This window comes from Candidatus Neomarinimicrobiota bacterium (genome assembly GCA_017656425.1).
Lineage (GTDB): Bacteria > Fidelibacterota > UBA2242 > UBA2242 > B5-G15 > JACDNV01.
Map to the genome: position 1 here is coordinate 123,517 of JACDNV010000006.1, position 23,948 is coordinate 147,464.

The window sequence follows — 23,948 nt, forward strand, 5'->3', positions numbered from 1 at the left end:
TTAAATATTTTATTACCCGTACAACTACGAATGACAAGTAAAATGATTAAATTATTCTACACATACATAAATCTATTTTTACACATCAATCTCAATCCACATATAATAGCAAACATTTAAGATATAATGATTCCTCAATACCAGGAATTACTGGACGATCTGAAGATTGATAACCTATTTTCATTATTTTTACTCTTTTTTTCGTTAGTTGAGAGCTTTTATCTATTATTTCAATAAACATATCTAAAGAAAGAATCTGACTGCAACAACAGGTAATCAAATAGCCACCTGGTCTAATAAGTCTAAGAGCCTTAGAATTTATTTATTCATATCCCTTAATACCATTTTCAATCTTCCTTCTATTCTGAATAAATGCTGGTGGATCAAGAATTATTATTTCTTATAATTCATTCTCGAATAATTTATCATTCAAGAAATTAAATACATTTCCTTTTACAATTTCATACATGCCTTCCGCAATAGAATTGAATTTTAAGTTCTTATTCAGAACTTCCAGAACACTTGCTGAACTTTCAACGAATGTAACATGATTCGCTCCAAACTGAATTCCACGTAATCTCAAACCCAGGGAATTATTCCTCGAATCATAAATTTTCACAACCTCACCAAGATCGTATAAATTTATTTCTGATAAAATGTGCTTTTTTTCAAGAAATGGTCGGAAATATGAAATATTTTAATAAAAATTGCTTTCTTCACTTTTAAAATAAATAGCTTTTAATAGTTATTAAAATGGCGTTGAAACAAAAGCCTGATAATTGGAATAATTATATAGCGGATTTCTTTTTGGACAATAAAGCTCCCCGCTTTTGGGATTGTCATCCTGAGTATATATCCATATTCTTTTTTCATCCCATACAACAATCTCATCTCTGCAGTCACCAACAATATCAAGAGCTGCCACACACATATCCGGATGTCCATCATCAGGAAATAGCAATACTTTCTGACTATATCCATTCCATGCTCCACCTTCATCAACATTCCCATTCAGAAGGATAAACTCTTCGCTAATTCCCGTCCAGTTCAATGGAAGACATAAAGCGCCATAATTAAACGGTTCAAATTGGTGGAAAATTCTTCCCTCAGAATCATAATAGGTAACAATCCCTTGATTACCCCAGTAATTTATCGTTACGACTTCCAGTCCAGGCAAATCATCTCGTAAGTTAAGTACTGCAGGACTCTGCACATGCCCTATATAATGATGTTGAAACATGTTTCCCACAATATCCATGAATATCATTCCTTCATCACTCGCTGCGCATATAACCTGCCATTTGCCATTATTTTCAAAAATTGCTACACCATCAGCATGATCCTTAAGACTATTTTCTAAGTTCCATAGAATTTTCCCATTATCATCAAAAAGTGTATAACCCATGAGTATTTCATCTTTTCCATCGCCATCCATATCTTCTGGATAGGGATAATGTCCGGTGTTGCAATTTGCTTCCCACAACAAATTTAAATTTGAATCATAAACCCAGAAACTCTTATATCTATCTTTTAGTATCATGTTTGAATCATATCCTTTGCCCTCAATATCACAAAAACAAATACAATCCCCAAGTATTCTTTCAAATCTATTGTATCCACCTACACTTCTTACAGCAGGGTTTACGTATGGGGTAAGTTCGCTTCTAATGAGCATCCCAGAATTTCCATCTGTAATATTAATAGTACCGTTCATGCAATAAATTACTTCAGTTTTTCCATCATTATTTATATCATATATTTGAAAAGCCACATCACTCGTTAGGATATGCTTCCATGGATCAGGAAATCCTTTCTGCCATAATATCTCACCATCTACAGTTATCGCAGTAAGGCAACTTAGTTCGCTATTTCTATCCTTTGGTCCATGATTCACAACTTGCCCTATTAGAATTTCAATAGTACCATCATTATTCAAATCACCGAATCTCAAATTTCTTCCCGTCCCAAATCCCGGGGTTTTTATTTTCCGATATAACACCATATTCGGAATGTTTTTTCTTAACTCATTTAATTTTTTCTTTTCTGCAATTCCCTTTCCTTTATATTTAAGCCAATTAAAATATGAGGTGGAAACTTTTATTTCCCCGAACCAGGCAGGTACATCAGAAAGAAAACCAATTTTACCATTTGAAAAAGCATTATCTATACCCTTTAATTTAACATTATTATTAAAGGAAACATGCAGTTTGTCCTTATTAACAATAATTTCAACCGAAATAGGTTTTTTTATTTTATCAATTGTACAACTATCAATAATTTTTTCTAACGGTTTTCTCAATCCGATACCATGATTTGCCTTTATTAATACAAATCTTCGCCTATAAATGCCTGCAAAATAATACTGTCTATCGTTTTGATATCTAAAAATAATTCCGCACCTACCTTTGATATCATATGGGTAAAATGATGTTATTAATCGATAGTCCTGCCATCCTTTATCCCCTGCCACAATGATCGGATGCCAGTGACTATCAGGATTAGAAGCTTCCTGAAAAAAGACCCTTTTATTATCTATCTCCCTAACTGACCACGATGGATGCAGGTTATACCTAAAAGTAGATACTGCCCATCCACCCTTTGGCCTCAGTACAGGTAGGTAATGATATTCAGCAAGTGCCCCAACATCTGTTAATAAAGGACCTCTATTAAGTGTAGTGTAATCATCGTATAGTAGTATTTTTGGGAAATTATAACAATTATGTAACAGAATAAACAATGAAAAGAATAATACAATTTTAAGTGTTCTAATGTTCAAGATACCAAACATACATGGAAAATAAATTAAAGAATATCATCAATAGTTATCCCATCCATATCATCAAATTCCTGATTCTCTCCTCCCATAGCCCATACAAATTTATATGCCTTTGTCCCACATCCTGAATGGATTGACCATATAGGAGAAATAACAGCCTGAAGGTTTCTTACTACTATATGTCTGGTTTCAGAAGGCTCACCCATATAATGAAATACTACAGAATCATCTTCGACGTCAAAATACATATATACTTCTGAACGTCTCTGATGTGTGTGTGGTGGCATTGTATTCCACACATTCCCCTTTTCCAAAATAGTAATCCCCATTACCAGTTGACAGCTTGTGATGCCATTTGGATGAATGTATTTATAAATTGTTCTCTTATTAGCCATTTCCTGACTTCCTAGTTCCGTTACCTCCGCATCATTGATTCCAATCTTTTTATCTGGATACTCGATATGAGCTGGATAACTCACAAAATAGAACTTTGCAAAATCATCCCTACTCAGACTTTTAAAAGATATTGTTTTATCCCCTTTACCTATATACAGGCATTCAAGTTTCTCCAATTCATATTCTTTATTATCGACAATAACTGAACCATTCCCTCCTACATTTATTATACCCAGTTCTCTCCTTGAATTAAAATAATCGGATCCTGTCTCTCTTTTACTCCCCCTCAATTGTAATTCAGCTGATTTTGGAAATGCTCCTCCAACAATTGCTCGATCAATCTCAGAATAATACAACCTGACTTCATCTGGAACAAACAACTCATCTAAAAGAAACTTTTCCCTTATCTTATGGGTAGTCATAGTTCTAAAATCAACTGGATCTACACTATATTTCAATATCATTTAAACCCCTCCTAATGAATTATTTTAATAATTGGCTTTTATCTCTTTATTTCCAATTCTTATTTTAATTGGGCTATTTAATTTCTCTAAAATATCTTCCAAATAAGATTCAAATTGCTTTATATTCTTAATACCATCGGGCTCCTGCTCCCAAGCTGCTAGAAAATAGAATCTCAATGACTTGTCTATAGTTTTTAATCTTACTATATGATTAAGATCATCTTCAGTAATATTAACCATATTTTTTTTGTTGTAGATAAGAGCAGTTCCGAGATTATCTCCAGCAAGACTCTGTTTGCCATATAGCGCTATATAATTCCAGCCGCCGTCACTGCTTGAAAGGAATACACAATTACTACATTTAGCCAATCCGGTACACAAGTTATCCACATCTCGATCTAATCTAATATCGTAGCGCGTCAATCTAGTTCCACCTGTTATACTCAGATCAGTTTCAACATCGTACTTATTATTCCCCACTTTCCATCCATAATACTTAATCTTTACCTGCGCCATGATTGGGCCATCACTTACAATCCAGCATAATACACTATCCGTATTAGAGACTTTGTGGACTTTATTCTGGTAATACATACCAAGAGTTCCAATACCCAGCGACTCGCCAACCTTAAATATATCCATCCCCCAATCGGACATATTATGATACGATTCGAAATCTTTTAAGCCAACATTCATTAGTATCATATCGCGAGTCTTCTTTCCAAATATATCTATGGAATTCCTCCAGTCAAGATATAACCTATACCCAACACGATCTGATTCCCAACCAGGCCCTTCATACCTAAAATAGGTAGAATGATCTGTATGCTGTGGAGGTACTCTGACAAACTTTACATTTTTAAACTCACCACCTTTATATAGGCGTCCTTCCCATTTTCCACCGAATTTATGTGAAATCTCAGCATAAGCTCTTCTTGGATAGTTATGTTCCACTTTACCAGAGTCTTTAAAATAAATTTTTATCTTCTTCTTTTCTTTGGGTTTAAAATTGACTAAAAGCACCATATAATCTGTAACCCCATCAACATTAACATCCACAATCTGATGAGGTATTTCGACACCATCGGATATTACAACACATGCATTTGGATTAAATCTTTTATCGACATCCTTTAGGCTGTTTATCGGAAGATATATAGCCTCATTCTTTCTGGACTTTCCTATTTCATTTATTCCTGTAACACCTATTGAATAAGGATAATCTTTTAAAATAGATGACTGTTGACATTGAATAGCAAACAAACATATCAAACTAACAAGTAGATATGACTTGCTAAAAATTCTCATGATAAACCTCCATTCATTTATATCAAACAATAACCTATTTAACCAGAATAAATTTCATGAAAAGAAAATTTACCTTTCTGCCACGGAGCAAGTTCAGGCAATAATTTTTCAAATTCATTTATCAATTCTTTTTCATAATCTTTTGTGTAGGTACCGTTTAAAAACTTATCTATACCTTCTCTGAAGAATCTTTCCCATGAATCTTCTTCACCGCCTGGATTAATTGGATAAAACAAGGCATTATTCGCCCTTGCTGCTTTCATATCGCCGGGTGCATCACCAATCATCAATATTTTACCTTGTTCATACTTCCCCTGACTTGCAAGTTGAATATGTTCCTTTTTACTACCCATTTCCTGACCTGCAATAACACGTACATATTTTTCTATTTTATGTTCAGCCCATTCACGTCTTAAAGCCTCAACAGGAGTAGCAGAACATACTATTATGTCGGCCTTTTGCGACAATTTCTCCAAAGACTCCTTCACAAATGGAAAAGGCGGCACTCCATGAACAATCTCTGCTACCGTCCTATTCACTGCCTCACTCCATTCAAGAGCATTTTCCAAAATTGGTTCACCAGTCCTCTCTACCTCTGCCTTTAAGGCTGGATTACCAAGCTTCGTTTCCCTTTCTATCCATTCCCTTAACGGTTTCGCCTCAGGTACTTCAATGTGTCTTTTTCTTACATCATCCCACTCTCTTAATAAATCAAAAGTTTTAATCAGAGCAGGAAATCTATTTACCCCTCTCCATTTTGAATACAGATTAACGAATTCAGCTGCAGCTCTTGCATATTTCGAAACAGGTTGTAATTTCCAGTACTTAATAATATTGGGAATAAAACACTCCTTATGCTTTATTTCCATTGTATCAAAAGCACATCCGTCTGAATCGATCGCAACAAGATAATCATGTTTGGGTTCCATTTCTCTTAATTCTTTCTGCGGATCCTGCATGGCTCAACCTCCCAAAAGCTTATTATAAATAAATCATTGGAAATCTGATTTTATATACTTTACACATTCTTCCCAACTCCAAACCCCCAATTCTCAATTCACCTATACGCTTGTGGAATAAATTCTGGCAACTTCTTCTCAGCAAAAACTATCTTCAGTCTCGCAAACCTTTGTCTACCACTAACTATTGGTACACTCACCCAGTCTTCACCAATCAAAGGTCTTGCATATTTAATAAAATCATCTGTGACATCAATTTTATTTGGTGCTATCCAATTCTCAGGAAATTTTCTCTCCGAATTAGCAACAACCTCAAGTGGCACTCTGTCATACTCAACATTATAAATAATTCCCGGTTTACGGATTATAGTGGACATATACCCTGATCCATATTCAATAGCTATTACCACAGCATTCTGACCTACTTTATAAGCCTCATCAAGATCAACAGTTGATGCATAAATGATCGAGTCCCTCTGATCTGTCCCGGGTGTCTGACCCCTTGCAGCACCCCTTGCCTTTATTCCAACCCTATTAAGATGATTCACTATGACCTGCTTGACCGTAATCATACCGGAACTAAACATCGTATGCCCAAAAGAATCTTTAATTTCATCTATCTCCCCTACATCAAAACCTTCACTCACTACAACAATCACTCTACCACTTCTTTTTAACTCATCATTTACCAAGTCAGTCATCTGCTCTAATGTAAGCCCTGATTCGCGCATATATATCTGAAGTGGGAACTGTCTCTTCGGATCAGCCAATCTTGCAGCAGCAGGGATAAATCCAATTTTTCTTCCCATAGCTTGAATAACTATCACTGGATCGGAAGGAGACGAACCTCTATTTTCTTCCTCAATATTCTGTATTACATTTGCCCAGTATCTGGCCACCGATCCATAACCTGGAGTATGATCTACAAGTTTAAATTCTGAATCACCAACATCATTATCTATCGTCTTTGCTACACCAACTGCAACTAAGTCAAGTCCTTGCTCATGTGCAAGCTTGTCGATTTTATGTGCGGTATCCATAGAATCATTTCCACCTATATAGAAAAAATATCCAATATCATGAGCTTTAAAAACATCTACTATCCTTTGAAAGTCCTCAGTCTGATGTGATTTCAGTTTATACCTGCAGGTACCTATTGAACCTGCCGCAGGTGTTGTCCTTAATAAAGAAATCTCTTCTTCAGGCTGGATAGATAAATTAAGTAACTCCTCTTTAAGGATTCCCTCTATTCCATGCCATCCGCCATAGATGGTACCGAATTTATCAGGGTACATCTTTATCGTTTCAATTATACCTCTTAGAGTGTTGTTTATTACTGGCGTTGGTCCACCTGATTGAGCCACAATCACATTTTTATTAGGCATTACTCCTTATCTCCTACAAACTTTTACGACCACCCTTTCTTAAAGGGATCATTTTGCAACCTGTAAAGATACTCACCGGCCTTTGGTACATACAAAATACCCTCCGATTCCTTATCCACCCAGTCTTCTATTTTAATATCATTATAGTTAATATATCCAAGATTTATTTGATGGCATATTTCTTTAGAGATCCCAGTAGCGAGTATAACATTTATTCTTGGTACTTCTAACCCATTTCCGTATTTTCCAACTCCTTTTACATGGGTGGAATGTGCCAATACAGCCCAAGGTATATCTTTGTATTTATCCCACTGTTCTAAATAAAAATCACGAACATGATAACCTATTTGCCGTATCAATTTACCATGCGTATAAGATATTTCTGTAATATGGGGAGCATAAATAATGAGTTCCCCTCCATCAGCTACAACCGGTTCAAGTTTATACATGCACTTTGCACCAACCCATAAATCATCATACATCTCAGGAGCTCGAGACAGAACTTTTTTAAATGGTCTATCTTTTATTACTATGTGAACTTTCTTTGATAAATCACTTGCTTTATCCCAAGCTACCTCAGGAGTACCAAAATATACACCGCATAGTTCATCACCCTTAACTACCAGACTAAAACAATACTTTTCCATTCTAATAAAAGAAGCAGCAAGATCAACAACATTTCTTACAGGTGTATACTTTTCCCCAATTATTACAGGACTCGTGATTAACGCGCCAAGCCAGTGAAACATATCAATTATTTCCTGTCCAGCTACACCAGGGAAAAAATATTTATTACCTCCAGAAAATCCGATTACTTCATGGGGAAATACAGGACCTACTATTATCACCATGTCATAGTCAAAAATTATTTTATTAACATGAATATCTACCTCTTTATCCATCAAACCATTGGAAACTTCTAGTATCGTATCTCTCTTTATTGTTCCTATATATTTTAACTGATCTGGTTTATTCCAGTAATGATTGAAAAACCGCGATTTTGAAAACTTAGCATCATATTCAAATCTCTCTATTTCCAACATTTTCATTATTCGTTCATTACTCATAGGAGGATGAGTACCAAGGGCTATTAGAAAATCAAGTAGTCTAGCTCTATCTGCCAGAAGGGAATATATAATTCTAAAAAGTAGACCAATAGGTACAGTCCTTGTATGATCAGGGATTACAAATAAAATTCTTTTCCCATCAGGTTTTATTTCCCTGAATGCCTCATAAAATACTTCATATATTTCCTCATTTTCCAAAATCCTATCTTCGAAACCAATTCCTATCATACCACTGCTCAAACTGTATGTTATAGATTAGCTAACCATCCGCCATCAACATAAATAACCTGACCCGTTATAAAATCAGAGGATTCAGATGCAAGAAATACCGCAGTTCCAACCAATTCTTCTGGTTTTCCCCATCTACCTAAGGGAGTACGAAGTTTTACCCATTCAGTAAATTTCTCATCCTCAACGAGAGGTTTTGTAAGTTCTGTCTCAAAGTAGCCAGGGCCAATAGCGTTAACATTAATTCCATCTTTAGCCCATTCTACCGCTAAAGCCTTTGTCAACTGTCTTATACCCCCTTTACTTGCAGCATATGCAGGTATAGAAGCACGAGCTGCCTCGCTTAGTAAGGATGCTATGTTAATTATCTTTCCTTTTCTTCCATCCTGTATACAATGGCGAGCAAATTGCTGGCTGAGGACAAAAGTAGTTGTTAAATTTAGCTTCAGAACTCTGTCCCACTGTTCAAGTGGAAAATCCATTGCCTTTTCACGATAAATTGTCCCTGCTATATTTGCAAGAATGTCTATTCTTTCAACTTCCTTAATTACATCCTCAAACCACTTCGGTATAACCTCAATCTCAAAAAGATCGAATGGGAAAACCCAAGCTTTTTTCCCCACAGAATTTACCATCTTTGCCGTCTCCTCGAGAGCTTCTTTACCTCTTGATACAAGGACAAGGTCTGCTCCAGCTTCAGCAAATCCCAATGCAATTGCTCTACCAAGCCCCCTGCTTGCACCTGTCACCATTGCAATTTTACCATCTAGACGAAATTTATCTAATATTCCAGCCATTTTTTCTCCCCCTTCTATTCAATTTTTTTCCATTCAGTATGGAAAAATTGACCGCGAGGTTTATCAACTCTTTCATATGTATGAGCGCCAAAATAATCTCTCTGTGCTTGAAGTAAATTTGCAGGTAACCTTTCTGCTCTATAACTATCATAATATGCTAAGGCACTACTAAAAGCTGGCACCGGTATACCATTTTGCAAAGCCACGGTTACCACTTCACGCCATGCTGATTGACATTCATCAATAGCTGACTTAAAATATGGATCAAGTATCAGGTTTAGCAGATTAGCATCCCTGTCATAGGCTTCTTTAATCCTATTAAGAAATTGTGCTCTAATAATGCAACCAGCTCTCCATATTGATGCAATCGAACCAAAATTCAAATCCCACCCTTCCTCCTTCTTGGCATCACTCATTAACTGAAAACCTTGTGCATAGCTACATATTTTTGATGCATAAAGTGCTTTTCTAATTTTTTCTATAAACTCCTTCTTATCCCCTTTAAATTGAATACTAGGGCCACCCAGCACATTAGAAGCAGCTACTCTTTCTTCTTTTCTTGCGCTTACTATCCTTGCAAACACCGCCTCCGCTATTGTTGGAGCAGGTGTACCATAATCAAGCGCCACCTGGCTCGTCCATTTCCCAGTACCCTTCTGTCCAGCCGTATCCAATATAACATCGACCATCGGCCTCCCTGTTTCATCATCCTTTTTCGCCAATATATCAGCCGTTATCTCAATTAAGTAACTGTTCAAATCGCCTTTATTCCATTCAGCAAATACCTTACCCATTTCATCAGGAGTCAAACCAAGAAGTTTATTCATAAGGAAATATGCTTCACATATCATTTGCATATCACCATATTCTATACCATTATGTACCATTTTCACAAAATGACCTGCACCATCAGATCCAATCCATGCACAGCAAGGTTTATTATCGTCAGCCTTTGCAGCAATATCCAGAAATATGTCTTCAATATGCTTCCACGCTTCTGGTGAGCCTCCCGGCATAATGGACGGACCCTTCAATGCTCCTTCCTCTCCACCAGATACACCAGTACCAATGTACAATAGTCCCTTACTTTCAACATATTTCGATCTTCTCTGTGTATCCCGATAAAAACTATTCCCGCCATCAATTATTATATCGCCCTTTTCAAGTAATGGAACCAATTTTTCAATAAAATCATCGACTGGCTGACCAGCTTTTACAAGTAGCATTATCTTCCGTGGCCTTTTCAAACTTTCCACAAACTCTTCTAAACTATGCGTTCCTTTTATCTTTTTACCTTGTGCTCTTGTATTAATAAATTCATCTACCTTACTTACTGTTCGATTATAAACTGCAACCGAATATCCATGCCTCTCCATGTTCAGAACCAGATTCTGTCCCATTACTGCAAGCCCAATTAAACCAATATCATATTTTTCCATTTTGCCTTCCCTCCATTATTTACTTAACCAGTTTAAAATTTTTTGTGCAACAGACTCTCTAGTAAAGCCAAACTTCTCTGCAAGGACTTTGTAAGGTGCTGATGCGCCAAAGCGATCTATACCAATTACCATTGTTGAAGAGTCCGTAATATCTTTCCATAACGACGTAACACCCGCCTCAACAACTACCACCTTCGAATCTGATGGTATTAGGCACTTTTTATAATTGTCATCCTGCTGTTTAAATAACTTTACTGAAGGCATAGAAATAACTCTGACATCCAATCCTTTTTCGTCTAATATTCTTTTTGCCTCTACCGCTACATTTACCTCAGAACCAGTTCCGATAATTACAACATCAGGCACCTCTTTTTTTGAATTTGATAAGATATATCCACCTTTTAAAACATCATCTGGACTAAAGTTACTATCTCTTTCCAATGCTGGCACTTTCTGCCTAGTTAGAAATAGAGCCGTAGGTCCATCTTTTCTTCTAATTGCATACGCCCATGCCATAGCAACCTCCACCCAATCAGCCGGACGGAAATCAATTAAATTCGGTATTAACCTTAAAGAAGCTATTTGCTCTATTGGCTGATGAGTGGGTCCATCTTCACCTATAAAAATGCTGTCATGAGTAAAAACATAAATTACCTGGGTTTCCATCATTGCTGCGAGTCTGATAGGTGGACGCATATAATCGGAAAATACAAGAAAAGTGGCACCGAAAGGAATAAATCCACCATATAGTGATACACCATTCAATATAGACCCCATGGCATGTTCTCTAATTCCAAAGTGGAAATTTCTTCCCCTAAAATTTCCTTGTGAAATTGACTCGTATGCTCTCATATAAGTATTTGTTGAAGGTGCCAGATCTGCCGAACCACCCACAAGATTTGGAACCAGATCAGCTGCTTTCTGGATCACTTTTCCTGATAATTTTCTCGTAGCATCACTGGCGTCTTTTACCACTTCAAGTAATTCTTTTTCAAGATTATCTGGCACTTCTTTATTAACAAATTTCAACCATTCTCTGTATAATTCAGGATATTTTGACTTCCATTCATTAAATTTTATCTCCCACTTTTTATATTCCTCAGTAAGCTCCTTCACCCTTTCATTAAACAATTCTTTTATATCTTCCGGTACAAAAAATTCTTTATCTTCGTACCATCCCATATTACGCTTTGAAAGTTTGAGCTCTTCTTCACCAAGGGGTGCACCATGAACCTCTGCATTATCCTGCTTATTTGGACTACCATATCCTATGTGAGATTTGGTGATTATTATTGATGGTTTATCATTTTCATTTATCGCGGCTTCAACAGCATTAATAAAACCTTGATAATCATAAGCATCAGCATTTAATACCTGCCACCCATAAGCTTCAAATCTTTTATGCACATTCTCAGAAAATGTTAAATCGGTCTTACCTTCTATTGTTATTCTATTATCATCATAAATATATATTATATTACCCAATCCTAAATGACCAGCTAGTGAGGCAGCCTCGCATGCCACTCCCTCCATTATGTCACCATCACTAACGATGGCATAAACCTTATGATCACCAAATACATTATATTCAGGTGTATTAAATCTCTCAGCAACTATTTTTGAAGCTATAGCCATCCCTATTCCATTAGCAAAACCCTGTCCAAGAGGACCTGTTGTGGTTTCAACTCCTGGCAAGCACCAGTACTCAGGATGCCCAGGCGTCTTACTGCCCCATTGCCTAAAAGACTTCAAGTCTTCTATTGTAACATCATAGCCACATAGATACAACATTGAATAAAGTAGCATCGAACCATGACCAGCAGATAGAACAAATCTATCCCGATTTACCCAATCAGGTACCATTGGATTAAACTTTAAGAAGTGTGTCCACAATATAAATGCAACATCTGCCATACCCATTGGCATTCCGGGATGCCCCGAATTTGCTTTTTGAACTCCATCAGCAGAGAGAAACCTTATTGTATTTGCTCCTCTCTTTATGATATCCTCTGTACACTTCAATACTGCCATTTTTCCCCCCTTTTATATTAAAATTATACGCCACTAAATACTGAAAAACCACCGTCGACAGGTACCACTACTCCGGTAACAAAATTAGAAGCTGGTGATATCAACCAGATCATAGTTCCTATTAAATCCTTAGGATCACCAAATCTACCCATCGGAGTATGATCTATAATCTTTTTTCCCCTCTCAGTTAAATTGCCAGTTTTCTCATCAATTAATAGGAATCTATTTTGATTTGTTAAGAAAAATCCAGGTGCTACAGCATTTACTCTTATTTTAGGAGAATATTCCTGTGCCATATATACAGCAAGCCATTGAGTAAAATTACTAACACCTGCTTTTGCTGCAGAATATATAGGAACTTTTGTAAGAACTCTCACTGCAGCCATAGATGATATATTTATGATTACACCACTACCTGAATCTACCATAGCCTTCCCAAATATCTGGCTCGAATATATTGTACCAACCAGGTTCAAATCAAAAACAAATTTCATCCCATCCTCAGGAATATCAAAAAACGATAGCTCCTTTGATGTAGTTGCTCTTGGATTGTTTCCACCTGCACAATTTACAAGAACATCTACACTCCCCAATTTACCCAGAATAACATCTAATGCTTTCTTCAAACTCTCCTTATTAAGAACATCACAACCAAGCGGCAAAACATTCCCTTCGTTATCTCCTATTTCTTTCGCTACTCTCTCAGCACTCTCCTTGTGCAAATCCAATATGGCAACTTTTGCTCCCAGATGAGCAAATGCTTTTGCCATCTCACTTCCTAATATACCCGCACCTCCAGTCATCGCTATTGACATACCGGATATATCAAATAAATTTTTTAACTCATATCTTTCCATTTTATCCTCCCGATCCGTCTCCAAATGGTTTTAAATGCCTTTCGAAATGAGCCTCTAAACATTGATTATATAAATCTTCATTATTCTGTAGAATGGACATTAGTTTTTCCTTGAAAAGATATTTACCAACACTGTCTTTCTGAGTTAAAACCCTTCCAAAACACACATGCAGTACTTGCCTTACATTATCATCATTTAGTAAAACTGAATATTTATCATTCCCTATACTGCTCACAATCCTTTTCACATTAACTAAATCCACTGAAACATGATATGTCTTTTTCTCGGTATCATAAAGATCAATTGAAAATTCAAGTATTGCTTTGAACAATTCTTTATCAACATCAGCAATCACTCGCAAAGCTTCAAGATAACTTGTTCCTGCTGTTTTAATATGAACAAACCCATCTTTAATCTTTCCAACCTCTCTATAAATAGTGAATTTATCACTACCCGAATGAAAACTTATTTTATATGGTCCAAATGTCCGGGCAATCGTCTGATGCATTCTATACTGTTTTATAAAATCATCAATACTGCCTTTATAGTCTATCCCTTTTTCAAAATCGCCCACGAACCTTGGAGCAAGACTCGTTAGCTTTATCCCCCTTCTTTTAAGTTCATTCACTACTATATAGTGGTCTATAATATCTGTTGGTGATTCAGTTTCATCTATCGACAGTTCTATCTCAAATTTATCTAATCCATATCTTTTTTCAAGATAACTTACCATTTTAATTGTATGAGCTATTACATTTCCATATTTAACAATTGTTCTTAACACCTTTCCCTTATCTATTTGAAAGTTAACAATATTTTTTATACGAACTGATTTATCTGAATATCTACTTATAAAATTTTCGTTATCATCACCGAGTATCTCCCAATTTACCTCATTAATTCTTGCCTTTAATGTCTCTAAATCTAAATTATCTGCCTCGTTTACTACATAATCTCCAGGATCAATGGTAATCATTAAAAACCCTGACTTAACCATGTAATCAATATCATCAGTGGTTTTTAAATGATCAGCATCTGCTCCCCATAACCCCTTATACCCTTCCTGAAATACAGCCCATGTTGCTGCATCCATAACCTCATCAGGAGTTCTCTCAGTTCGAGTCAACTCCCTTATCGATTGCTGGGCAAAAATAGGGATGAAACTACTTTTTTTTGCAGCTCTCACATGCCCGGGGCCAGCTATCCCAAGCCTATCACCGAACCCGAATGAATTTTTAACTCCTACAATGCCAGGATTAGTAAATTCAAACAATTCTCGCATTATTATTGCGTTTTGGTGATTCAATGGACATTCCTTTAAAACAATATCTGAATAAACTTTTTCTTCCCCTCTGAACGCATCAAAAGCGGAATTCCTCTTTCCAAACTCACTTAAAATATACAATCCTTTAAACGAATCACTTTTACCAATAAAAAATAAATTATCGCCGATTGCATTAATTGAATTTCTATAAATTTTTAAATCAAAGCCTATTATTTCGCTAATTGGAATACTATCAGTTTTCCCATCTCTGAAATCTATAAACTCATCAATAATTTTATTTATACTCATAGCTTTCCTTCCCTTATAATCAAATATCATCCATACTTATTTAAAAGCCAAACAGCCTCGGTAAAAACAAACTTAATTCAGGAATATATGTAACAAGCATAAGGGCAACTATCATAGCTAAAAACATCGGCAATAAAGGTTTAATTACCTTTACCACACTTGTATTCGCAACACTACATCCAATAAATAAGATACTACCAACAGGTGGTGTACACAATCCTATACACAGATTTAAAACCATAATAATACCAAAGTGAACAGGATGAAGTCCCAGCTCCATCACAACAGGTAAAAATATAGGTGTAAATATTAATACTGCAGGTGTCATATCCATAAAGGTACCTACAAATAACAATATTACATTTATTATTAGAAGTATTATGAATTTACTATCTGTAAGACCTATTAACGCAGCTGTAATTGTTTGAGGTATATTTTCGTAAGACATAATCCATGACATACTCATAGATGTGGCAATAAGTAACATAACAATAGCTGTTGTTTTAGATGATTCCAACAAAATTTGTGGCAGTTCTCTGAATTTGACTTCTCTGTATACCAAAACTGAAAGGATAAATGAATAAATCACCGCAATAGCCGAAGCTTCAGTGGCAGTAAAATAACCTGCAATTATTCCACCTATAACTATGACTATCAGAAGTAAACTTGGTATAGCATCCAGGAATTTTACAATTGCCTCCTTCAATGATACCAATTGTGCTCTTGGGTACTTCCTAATTGCCGCATAAACTCCTGCAACAACCATTAAGGACAAACCAACTATTATTCCTGGAATATATCCAGCGAGGAATAATGCGGCGATAGATGCACCTCCACTAGCAAGGGAATAAACTATCAATATATTGCTTGGTGGTATTAAGAGACCTGTTGTAGATGAGGTAATATTAACAGCAGCAGAAAAATCTCCATCATAACCCTCTTTCTTCATTACCGGAATCATAAAACCACCAATCCCTGCAGCCGCCGCAGCCGCTGAACCAGAAATAGCACCAAAAATCATAGCCGCAACTATATTAACATAAGCAAGTCCACCAGGAAATACTCCTACAATAACCTTTGCAAAATCAATCAGTCTCCTTGCTATACCACCACGACTCATCAACTGCCCGGATAGGATAAAAAAAGGAATAGCAAGTAAAGCAAAGCTATCAACACCTGTTGCCATCCTTTGAGCCACCGTCGTCAGAGCTGGAGCTGGTGAAATACTTAATAACATTGTCAAAATGGTCGATATACCAATGCAAAAAGAAATAGGTAACCCTAGTAATAATAAGGTTACAAAGCTGGATACTAGTACTAATATATCAATCCATTCCATTATGATTCCCCTTAGCTGTATTTTTCCCCATTAATCTTAATTCACTAAAATTTTCAACAAAAAATACAAGACTATAAAACATTATCATTGCACCACTTATAGGAATAGCTAAATATACATATCCCATTTTTATCCGAAGAGCAGCGGAAATCTGTTTTAATTCAAAACTTAAACTAACAAGATAAATACCACCAATTACCATTACAAAAAGGGCAAAAAAGAAAGTACATAAAGCCAGAAAGATCTCTAAGTAACATTTAGATTTCCCTTTAAACCTTGAAGAGAACACATCAATTGCCAGATGAATCTTTTTCCCGACACCGTAGCTTGCACCAAATAATCCAAGCCATATTAGTAAATATCGTGCAAGTTCTTCAGTAAAAGAGCTGGGATTTTTTAAAACAAACCTCGTTACAACCTGCCAGGTTACATTCAAAACCATTACTGCCATAATAACTATCACTATCCATTCTAAGACTTTATCAATATATTTTCTCACTTTTTCTAACATCATTTTACCGCCCTGATTCTTAAAATTAAATCATATATTAATGGATCAGACTTTTTATATTCTTCATATATAGGTTCCACCTTTTTCATAAAAGGTTCTTTATCAGGATGATAAACTTTAACTCCAGCCTTCTGAACTTCCTCAATGCATTTTTTTGTCGTTTCAGCCCACAGCTTTTTTTGATACTCGAATGATTCATCAGCAGCCTGCTGAATGATTTCCTTAACACTATCTGGTAAACTTTCCCACACTACAAGACTTATCAGCAAAACATCAGGGGTCGACGTATGCTCATCCAATGAATAATATTTACAGACCTCATAATGTCTTGAAAAATAAAAACTTGGTGGATTATTCTCCGCGCCATCAACGACACCCTGCTGTAATGCAGTATATAACTCGCCCCATGCAATTGGAGTTGGAGAACCACCAAGAGCTTTTACCATCTTAATGGCAGTGGCGCTTTCCATAGTCCTAACCTTTAAACCTTTGAGATCATCGGGACTAAGTATCGGCTTCTCTTTTGTGTAAAAACTTCTACTACCAGCATCATAATACGTTAGGCCCATCAGTCTATATTTAGAACACGCACGTAACAGCTCCTTACCTATCTCACCCTGCACAACTTTAAAAAAGTGTTCCCTATTTCGGAAAACATAAGGGACACCAAAAACACGAAACTCTGGCACAAAGCCTTCCAGTACACTGGCTGATATTTTCGTCATAGCAAGGCTACCGATCTGTAATAGTTCTACACACTCCCTTTCCGAACCAAGCTGTTCACTAGGATATATTACCATTCTAACATTCCCATTGGATAGTTCTTCGAGCCTCTTTGCCATGTAAACCATTCCCTTATGTACAGGATGTGAAGGATCAAGGCTGTGAGCAAGTCGTAGAACTATACCTTCCTTTTTCACTCCACATCCAGAAAAGATAATTATAACAATAATAAGAATAGTAATATTTATTTTTACTTGCTTCATCACTCTCCTTCATTAATTTCTATTACAAACCTTCTTGAAATTTCATATACCTCCAATCTCTATCGTCTATGGCTCTTTTTGCGGCCATAAGCCACACAAATTTAATTCCACATCCTGGAATACCAACATTTGGATGAAATCCTCTATGTATTGCTACAGCATCATCTTGCTGGACTCTATATGCTAAATCAACCTCATCATCATAAACCAACTGCACACCATAAGCAGGAGCTGGCATATCAATATATAGATATACTTCCTCTTTAGACTCAGTGTGTTCATGGGGAGTCCAGCTCGTCCAGTTGCCGGGCTCACCTATTGTAACACCAGCGAGTAATCTCTCTGCATTAACATTTACATCTATCATTTTGTACACTTTTCTCTTATAAGTAGCATCTCCAGCATCAACAGCAAAATTTGGATCATTTTTTATCTCATCAAAAGGAATAAACTTTACACTGTCACCTTTTTCTGCAGGTGATTGACATTCCGCAACATCAAGGTTAGTTTCTGTTTCTAGCACATATTTTGTTCCTGGTGGAAGATATAATGCATCAAATTTCTTTAAATTAAAGGTCTTTCCTTCAATATTTGCAACACCTTCTCCATTAATGACAATCAGACCAAACTCATTTTTCTTAGTTTCTACTTCAACTTTCGGCACTTCATTGTCCAGGATAATTCTAGCGCAGCTTAAATATTTCAAATAGGAATTCTCAGGTGTCTGGAACACATTTCTTCCTTTTTTCTCTGCTGTGTTTTTAAATAATATTTTTTTCCCCATTATCTCCTCCTTTTTAAAGCCTGAAAATTACTCAAATCCGCATATTTTTCAAAATATTAAACATACTGATTATACAACCTCTCTATCTACGACTTCTAATCTATCCGATGTTGACAGTTATGGGATAGTTCGTTTGATATTTGAAATAGCTTAATACCACCCTTGAAAGGAAACCTACTATCAGCACTATTACCCAATACAAAATTCCCAACCATCGGGATTTTTCCTATATTATCTATGATTTCTAATACCAATTTGTCATTTACAAGTACTATAAGCTTTCTCGTGTCTTTATTTCTTATTACCGTTATCTTTACCCATTCACCATTTTTTACTTTAAAAATCTCATTATTTATCAGATCCCTTTCTCCTCTAATTTTCAACCATAATTTACTATCTTTAATGTATAATCTTAAAGATGAAGAATAGCCAGTTACACATTTTTTTGACCGTTCAAAAACTACTCCATCACCTTCAGGCTTAACAAGGACTTCTATCTTAAAACTTGAATCTTCAAAATTATATTTTCGATAGCCTGGAATGATAACATAGTCATCTTTACCATCAAAATATAGATATTTACCTTTCGTATCACTGACCCAGGAATCATCTTTTATATTAAAGGCAACAGCGTTATTCTTATAATAACCTTTGTCTTCAATTACTACTCCACTGTCGTAATCAAAAATCCATAACCCATCTTTAGATTTAAATCTTTTAAAATCTTTTAATCTATCTGGAATATAAATTTCTACCCAATCAGAATTATAAGAATAAGTACCGTCTCTGTAAATAGCTTTAACTCGGTATGTATATGTGCTACCTTCCTGAACATCTTTATCAAAAATATACGTTACATTTTTACCAACATCTCCTATCTTTTTAAAATCTTTATATCTTTCACCCCTTTCAACTACAAAACCTAATTCTCTTTTAATATCTTCCTTCCATGAAATTTTCACAGCACTAACCGTAGAATCATACTCCGCTCTTACTCTATATGGTGCTTTACCCAATATTTCCCTTTCAATCGAGGCAAGTATAAAAGGACCAATTGCTTTACCATCGTTTCTTCTTACTTTTGTTTGATATATATAATAATTATATGTCCCATCGCGCCCATACCCAAGGCCTGCTCCAGCACATGTCTTCTCAATAGTAATGGTACCATCTGGATTTTCGGTGATGAATTCATTTATTATCCCTTCATAACCCCTTAAAGCAACTTTTAAATACTTTTTATCAAGCCATCCTTTTCTAACCCCTTTTAGCATAGAATAAACAAACATTGATGAAGCTGATGACTCAAGATAATTATCCTTCCAGCCACCTTTATCTAAAACCTGCCACCACAGTCCAGTTTTTGGATCCTGTACTTTTGTTATGGCCTCAGCAAGTCTATTAAGAATTGCTACAACTCTATTATAACCTGGATGATTTTCCGGCAACCAATCCAGCACATCAACAAGAGCCATTGCATACCATCCCATAGCTCTTCCCCAGAATTCAGGTGAAACCCCCGAATACGGATCAGCCCAGCTCTGCTCTCTCGACTCATCCCATCCATGATATAACAATCCTGTTTCCGGATCTCTTGCCTGCTGCTCCATTATAACAAACTGTTTTACCACATCATCAGCACTTTCTGGTTCATTAAATGTCATTATATACTCTATGTAATAAGGTTCTCCCATATACAATCCATCAAGCCACATTTGATATGGATAAATCTTTTTATGCCAGAATCCACCACTGGCTGTTCTCGGATGAGTAGCCAATTGAAATCTCAAAAGCTGTGCGGCTTTTTTGAATTTCTCCTTTCCTGTCATCTTATATAGAAAAAGTAACATTCCACCTTCTTTTATCTGATCGATATTATATTCCAGGGGATCATAATATTTTACAAGACCATTGGACAAAACGCATACATCAACAGTATCTATTATGAATTGTAAAAACCTTTTATCCTCAGTCCGCTTGTATAACTCTTTATAGGCATTCAACACCGTACCAATTTCATAATTCCATCCGCGGCTACCTCCTACCCAATAATTTTTCATCGTAGATTCAGCCATCCGTATTGACCATGGCTTTGTCTCGGAAAGTATAAAGTTATGGTTTACGATTACACATAAAAATATGACTAGCGAGGTTAATCTTTTTACCATCTTACTCCTCCATTTTAATTATTTCACTCAATTTTGCACCATCTCCAACCCGGTATTTATTTTTAAATATATTATGTTCAAATTCCCCAACTTCAATGGATTTGGTTAATTCACCTTCTAAATACAAAAATGTATCGAGACTATTCCCTGAAGATATACTGTCAATTTCTATATTTTTACAATTTCTTAGATAAAAAAGTGGTGACTCCTCTATATAAAAACGACATGATTGAAATTTAATATCCTTTGTATTATGGGCAATTAACCCTTCCCTTGCCTTAATTTCAAGATTATTAAACTGTATATTATGAATAAAATTTTCTTCTTGATCTTTTATATAAACCGCCCGTTCAGCGCCATCGCATATTATATCTTTAAAAATAATATTCTTGAATTCTGGATATAATCTTTTTTTAATTTTTTCCCGCAAACCTGTTGAAGTATCATCCTCATAGTACATATTAAAAATTACTGCCTCTCTCTGAATCTCTCTCATCCTAATATTTTCTATTATAATATTTTCAACTTTACCACCTCTATCTCTACCACTTTTAAACCTCAAACCAGTATCTGTCCAGGTCATCAAATTATTTGCAACATAGACATTTCTAATCCCACCACTTGTATTACTCCCTATAACAAAGCCACCATGTCCATGGTAAATTACATTATCAACCACCAGCACGTTTTTAGTTGGGAGAGCATTCTTAGGGAAATGTTTCGTTTTTCCTGACTTCAAACATATAGCGTCGTCACCTGTATTAACAAAATTCTTGTAAACTATAACATTCCTGCAAGATGAAAAATCGAGACCATCGGCATTCTGAAACCACCATTCATTTGTAACTTTAACATTTCTCACTATAATATTTTTACTTCTCATCACATGTAATGCAAAAGAAGGTGAATTCTGCAATATTACACCATCTATCATAACCCGGTCACAGTTTACAATATAAACCATATACGGCCGTAAGAACTCTTTCATTTTTAGGTAATCTTCTTTTTTCAAATCTTTTTCACCTACCGAGGCAAAATACCTCATGCTCTCAAGTGCATCTTTGTTTGGCCACCATATGTCACCTGTTCTATCTACCACTCCACCCCGAGACACAAGCTTATTCCATTGAGAACTGGTAAGTTTATATCTTTTAACCGGTCTCCATGAATCACCATTTCCATCAATTATACCCTCTCCAGTAATAGCAATATTCTCAGCATTAATTGCATATATAGGACTTGCATTGGCATATACATGGCTTTCAGGCAATTTAATTAATGAATACTCTGTATGATCCTCTGTAAAAGCAAGTATAGCACCTCGTTCAAGGTGAAGATTTACATCGCTCTTTATTTCAATTGGACCTGTCAACCAATAGCCAGGTGGTATTATAACTCTACCACCACCATTATTTGAACATTCATCTATAGCCTTCTGAATTGCATCTGTATTCAACATGTCCAAAGATTGGCTTGCCCCAAAATCTCTGATATCATATTCTTTATCATGAAATTCAGGCATTTCTATTTTAAATTTTATTGGCGACTTGTCCATGTAGTCATTAATCTCAGTTTTTACTCCACACAAATCAAGTGGGAACAGTACTTTGAAACATAAAAACAATATAATAAAAGATATCTTAGCCCTCATAATTGCAATCACCTTATTATTTTAAATTTGTCTGGAAGCTTTCTCTCTTTCAAATATGCTTCCGTAGCTATAATTTTTCCTTCTATAATTTTCATATTTCCCATTAACTGACTTTCCTCTATTTTATTATTTACCATGAAACTAAGTTTATTTATATCATTCAATCGCATATTTTTCAACTGAAAGACTGTACCTTTTGTATTTTTAAACTTCACGTTACCAAGAGGAGTCACAATATCACTAAAATAGAGGACTATTTCCCTTTCATTTAGAATATTATATCCCACTACTGAAATATTTAATGTATCCTCTGGATTCCACCTATCATCAAAAACCCATCTCGCGTCAATAACTTCAGGATTTCCCGCCCCGATTTTATCAACATTGTTCCGATACCAACTGTAATCTTTCCCTTCGTTCTTACAATTATAATAAAATACCTGTTTTGATGAATATATCGGATTATTTCTCTCAGGATTTTTATTTTTTACATAGTATATTGGTTTATCTGCAAGATTTTTTGAGAATTTACAGTTGATTAAATAAAACTTCGCATCATAATGATATCTGCCGAGTTTAAATCCTGATACACCATCGAAATAGCAATTCTTTACCACAAGCTTCTGAGTACTATCATAAAATCCACAATGCCAGAGAGTAGCTGTTTTTCTAACTTGATAGAAATTTGTATTTTTTACATAACACCAACCCCTTGGACAAAAAAAATCAACTGCTCCTCTTATGTAACAGTTTCTGATATAATACATCCCATTTTTATAATCCCATAGAGCGAACGTGTCCCCACCATTGCTCAAGATATTACAATTATCAACAATTATTCTTTTACCAAAACCATAAATAGCAAAGGCATGTATATCTTTTCTCGGTTGAGTATTTTCAATTGTCAAATTTTTTAAAATTATATCATCGGCATAAATATTAATGACTCCAGGTCCAATCCAATCTCTGTTGTTCTCCCACCTATCCCGGGGAATATCAAAACTTATAATACAGCTATCTCTATCCTGACCTTCTATTGTTATATAGTTTCTATCAATTCTTACTCTTTCATTGTAATATCCCTTTTTTAATTTTATAGTAACCCTTTCGTAAACATACATAGGTAGAGATTGTATCGCTTCAGACAAGCTTCTAAAATTTCCGTTTCCACTTTTATCAACTACTATAAAATTTTCCAATGGGAATATTTTTACTAACAAAATCAGAAC

Annotated in this window: 19 protein-coding genes; all 19 read right to left on the bottom strand. The window is 35.5% G+C overall.

The features are described from left to right. Nucleotides 1-400: 400 nt before the first annotated feature. Complete coding sequence (locus H0Z29_05820; protein MBO8131020.1) at nucleotides 401-619, bottom strand: hypothetical protein; 219 nt, start codon at nucleotides 617-619, stop codon at nucleotides 401-403. Nucleotides 620-748: 129 nt separating this feature from the next. Continuing rightward, nucleotides 749-2,776 carry a hypothetical protein gene (locus H0Z29_05825; GenBank protein MBO8131021.1) on the bottom strand — a complete coding sequence of 676 codons (2,028 nt, stop codon included), beginning with the start codon at nucleotides 2,774-2,776 and terminating at the stop codon, nucleotides 749-751. Between the two features lie 26 nt (nucleotides 2,777-2,802). Then, nucleotides 2,803-3,636, bottom strand: coding sequence for a 5-dehydro-4-deoxy-D-glucuronate isomerase (gene kduI / locus H0Z29_05830; protein MBO8131022.1), 834 nt, complete (start codon nucleotides 3,634-3,636; stop codon nucleotides 2,803-2,805). 24 nt (nucleotides 3,637-3,660) lie between these two features. Next, nucleotides 3,661-4,944, bottom strand: a complete 1,284-nt coding sequence (locus tag H0Z29_05835; GenBank protein MBO8131023.1) for a DUF4861 family protein — start codon at nucleotides 4,942-4,944, stop codon at nucleotides 3,661-3,663. A gap of 38 nt (nucleotides 4,945-4,982) precedes the next feature. Next, nucleotides 4,983-5,903: an HAD family hydrolase gene (locus H0Z29_05840; protein MBO8131024.1), complete on the bottom strand. Its 921-nt coding sequence runs from the start codon at nucleotides 5,901-5,903 to the stop codon at nucleotides 4,983-4,985. 98 nt (nucleotides 5,904-6,001) lie between these two features. Beyond that, nucleotides 6,002-7,288: a diphosphate--fructose-6-phosphate 1-phosphotransferase gene (locus H0Z29_05845; protein MBO8131025.1), complete on the bottom strand. Its 1,287-nt coding sequence runs from the start codon at nucleotides 7,286-7,288 to the stop codon at nucleotides 6,002-6,004. A 23-nt stretch (nucleotides 7,289-7,311) separates the two neighbouring features. Beyond that, on the bottom strand, nucleotides 7,312-8,583 hold the full coding sequence (locus H0Z29_05850) for a DUF2088 domain-containing protein (protein ID MBO8131026.1): 1,272 nt from the start codon (nucleotides 8,581-8,583) through the stop codon (nucleotides 7,312-7,314). Nucleotides 8,584-8,603: 20 nt separating this feature from the next. Continuing rightward, nucleotides 8,604-9,380 carry an SDR family oxidoreductase gene (locus H0Z29_05855; protein ID MBO8131027.1) on the bottom strand — a complete coding sequence of 259 codons (777 nt, stop codon included), beginning with the start codon at nucleotides 9,378-9,380 and terminating at the stop codon, nucleotides 8,604-8,606. Between the two features lie 14 nt (nucleotides 9,381-9,394). After that, nucleotides 9,395-10,819, bottom strand: a complete 1,425-nt coding sequence (gene gnd / locus H0Z29_05860) for a decarboxylating NADP(+)-dependent phosphogluconate dehydrogenase (GenBank protein MBO8131028.1) — start codon at nucleotides 10,817-10,819, stop codon at nucleotides 9,395-9,397. Between the two features lie 15 nt (nucleotides 10,820-10,834). Further along, nucleotides 10,835-12,850 carry a transketolase gene (gene tkt / locus H0Z29_05865; GenBank protein ID MBO8131029.1) on the bottom strand — a complete coding sequence of 672 codons (2,016 nt, stop codon included), beginning with the start codon at nucleotides 12,848-12,850 and terminating at the stop codon, nucleotides 10,835-10,837. 23 nt (nucleotides 12,851-12,873) lie between these two features. Continuing rightward, nucleotides 12,874-13,707 carry an SDR family oxidoreductase gene (locus H0Z29_05870; protein MBO8131030.1) on the bottom strand — a complete coding sequence of 278 codons (834 nt, stop codon included), beginning with the start codon at nucleotides 13,705-13,707 and terminating at the stop codon, nucleotides 12,874-12,876. A 1-nt stretch (nucleotide 13,708) separates the two neighbouring features. Then, the gene (locus H0Z29_05875; GenBank protein ID MBO8131031.1) at nucleotides 13,709-15,280 is read right to left on the bottom strand and encodes a hypothetical protein; all 1,572 of its coding nucleotides are present in this window, start codon (nucleotides 15,278-15,280) and stop codon (nucleotides 13,709-13,711) included. A gap of 40 nt (nucleotides 15,281-15,320) precedes the next feature. Then, nucleotides 15,321-16,619 (bottom strand): TRAP transporter large permease, encoded by a 1,299-nt coding sequence (locus H0Z29_05880; protein MBO8131032.1) that lies wholly within the window; start codon nucleotides 16,617-16,619, stop codon nucleotides 15,321-15,323. Beyond that, complete coding sequence (locus H0Z29_05885) at nucleotides 16,606-17,130, bottom strand: TRAP transporter small permease (GenBank protein ID MBO8131033.1); 525 nt, start codon at nucleotides 17,128-17,130, stop codon at nucleotides 16,606-16,608. The genes H0Z29_05880 and H0Z29_05885 overlap by 14 nt, the downstream gene beginning before the upstream one ends. Beyond that, nucleotides 17,130-18,116 (bottom strand): TRAP transporter substrate-binding protein, encoded by a 987-nt coding sequence (locus H0Z29_05890; GenBank protein ID MBO8131034.1) that lies wholly within the window; start codon nucleotides 18,114-18,116, stop codon nucleotides 17,130-17,132. The genes H0Z29_05885 and H0Z29_05890 overlap by 1 nt, the downstream gene beginning before the upstream one ends. Nucleotides 18,117-18,138: 22 nt before the next feature. Beyond that, nucleotides 18,139-18,900 (bottom strand): 5-deoxy-glucuronate isomerase, encoded by a 762-nt coding sequence (locus H0Z29_05895; GenBank protein ID MBO8131035.1) that lies wholly within the window; start codon nucleotides 18,898-18,900, stop codon nucleotides 18,139-18,141. Nucleotides 18,901-18,995: 95 nt separating this feature from the next. Further along, nucleotides 18,996-21,068, bottom strand: a complete 2,073-nt coding sequence (locus H0Z29_05900; GenBank protein ID MBO8131036.1) for a glycoside hydrolase family 88 protein — start codon at nucleotides 21,066-21,068, stop codon at nucleotides 18,996-18,998. 1 nt (nucleotide 21,069) lies between these two features. After that, nucleotides 21,070-22,719, bottom strand: coding sequence for a glycoside hydrolase family 28 protein (locus H0Z29_05905; protein MBO8131037.1), 1,650 nt, complete (start codon nucleotides 22,717-22,719; stop codon nucleotides 21,070-21,072). An 8-nt stretch (nucleotides 22,720-22,727) separates the two neighbouring features. Then, nucleotides 22,728-23,939, bottom strand: a complete 1,212-nt coding sequence (locus tag H0Z29_05910; GenBank protein ID MBO8131038.1) for a pectin esterase — start codon at nucleotides 23,937-23,939, stop codon at nucleotides 22,728-22,730. Nucleotides 23,940-23,948 lie beyond the last annotated feature (9 nt).